The sequence below is a fragment of the Halobacillus sp. genome (genome assembly GCF_049282395.1).
Classification (GTDB): domain Bacteria; phylum Bacillota; class Bacilli; order Bacillales; family Halobacillaceae; genus Halobacillus.
On record NZ_JBAPTY010000262.1, the window covers coordinates 1 to 2,061 of the forward strand.

3 protein-coding genes are annotated in these 2,061 nt (G+C 39.6%); all 3 read right to left on the bottom strand.

The features are described from left to right. Positions 1–457: CapA family protein (locus WAM07_RS11140; protein ID WP_422166872.1), on the bottom strand; the 457-nt coding region annotated here is incomplete at its 3' end. Positions 458–469: 12 nt separating this feature from the next. Then, on the bottom strand, positions 470–919 hold the full coding sequence (gene pgsC / locus WAM07_RS11145) for a poly-gamma-glutamate biosynthesis protein PgsC (protein ID WP_422166874.1): 450 nt from the start codon (positions 917–919) through the stop codon (positions 470–472). A 14-nt stretch (positions 920–933) separates the two neighbouring features. After that, positions 934–2,061 (bottom strand): poly-gamma-glutamate synthase PgsB (pgsB, locus tag WAM07_RS11150; protein ID WP_422166876.1); only part of this gene is annotated, 1,128 nt, incomplete at its 5' end.

The following is a 2,061-nucleotide window of genomic DNA, read 5'->3' on the forward strand; positions in this document are numbered from 1 at the left end:
GTCCAAAGTCCATGGCGTGGTTGTTAGCTAGATTCACATTTGAAAAGTTTGCATCTTTTAAAGCTTCTACGGCACTTGGATCTGCACTCAAATGAATAGATTTATCGATTTTGTCATAACTTTTCCCCTGTAGCGTTACAGGGTTTTCAAAATTCCCCGTTACATAGTCTGCAGACTCGAAATAGGGAGCCACTTTTTCGAACAAATAATCGGTCCCTTTTCTTTCTGTAACTTCTTTTACGTTCCGCCCAAACATCATATCTCCTACAAAAGCCGCGCTGAAGTAAGAGTTTTCTTTTTCTTCAGCTTCTGGAGCGGGCTGCTTATAAAAAAGCTCAAAACCTACAATGAATACAAATAAAATAATAATTCCAATAATGACGTGTTTATTGGTAGACTTTTTATGCTTCTTAATTTTCTGTAAAAATTTCTCTTGGTTTGATAATTTCATAGACATACGACATCCATCCTATATGAGATAATAAACCGTCATAATCAAAAAGGTTAATCCACTTAGAAGCAGCGTACTGCCCGTGGTAATAATCAATCCTTGTTTCTGCATGGTATTGGCAATTAAGCCGGGAACAATCACACCGATCCCGCGGAATTCTAATATTTCAAATGGAGCCATGGGGTAAAAATAGTCGAACAGCAATTTGAGCACTATTCCTGTACTCAGCATGGCCGCGAACTTTCTCCGCCCATAAAGAATCATAAATTTAGAAACGCCATACGTGACAATTAAATACGTCAGAAAACTAATAAATAATACAACGGCTATAAATATGGGCTGGTCAAATACAAGAGCTAAATATCCTGGCACTACTAATCCTGCCGGCATGACCCCGGTCTTCTCAGCAAAAATTAAACTTAAAATAACACCTAATACAAGGGATATATATAAATCGGAACCGAACATATGCTTTTTTCCTCCTAGCTGACAATCGGTTGATGTTTATTTTCGTGAAACTTTTCTATTAATGGTTCTGCCGCTCCGTGGATATTGCCTACTCCGTATATTACTCGGTCTTCCAGCATTTCCGATAGAACTTCCATAATCTGTTCTGTAGTATAACCTTCTAAATCTAGAAGATGATCTACTTCAATTTTTCCTTCATTAACATCTGTAACTATTGGTTCTGTGGTTTCTCCTATCAATACGAGTGTATCGGTAGGGATATAAGGCAATACATCTTTGGAGAATTGTTCGGTACGCTCTACTCTATCATCCCGGCAATTCATAATAATGATGGGATTTTCAGAGGGGTAACCAAGAAATTCTACCCGTTTCCAAATATTAATAGTAGAAACGGCGTCATTAGCCGCAAAGCCATTCACAAAATAGGCTGGCTTTTCCGGACTACCAAGTGGAAGAATGCGCATCGCCCCTGGATCAGCTGGTGCCTTTAACATCCCCCGGGATGCCGTATCTTCATCAATTCCAATGGCTTCGGCCACGGCTAATGATAATGAAGCATTTTCCGGGAAAACCATATATTCAAATTTCTTTAGAAAAGAATCTGAAATTTTACTATTATCCGCTACGATCACCTTCGTATTCCTCTCCTCGGCAATTTTCTTATAGTAATCCACATAAGGACTCTCGGATACAATCAAGTGACCATTATATGGAATAGTGGATACGAAAGCTTCCGCAACTTCATCAAGTGTAGGTCCCATTACGTCCATATGATCTTCTAAAACATTTACAATAACTCCGATATTGGCTTGAAGCATTTTTTCCTGAAATACAACCTGATAATCAGGATTTACGGCCATACACTCACTGACCAATGCCTCAGCGCCTTTATCAGCCGCTTCTTTAACTACTAACCTTTGCTCACGGATATTGGGACCTTCCCGTCTCCGTTTAATGGGCTTTTCTTCATCGGTGTCCCAAAAGATCATTCTTGCTGACGTTCCTGTGGTCTTGCCTATTGTTTTGTAGCCTGCTTCTTTCACGATACCGGTTATTAATCGAGTCACTGTTGATTTACCTCGAATACCGTTGATGTTTACCCGGATAGGCAGGGCATTGACGTTCTTTTTATGCTGATGCCA

Bases quoted from the DNA above. Each gene is read 5' to 3' on its own strand.
- pgsC (WP_422166874.1), bottom strand. From the start codon at position 919: ATGTTCGGTTCCGATTTATATATATCCCTTGTATTAGGTGTTATTTTA.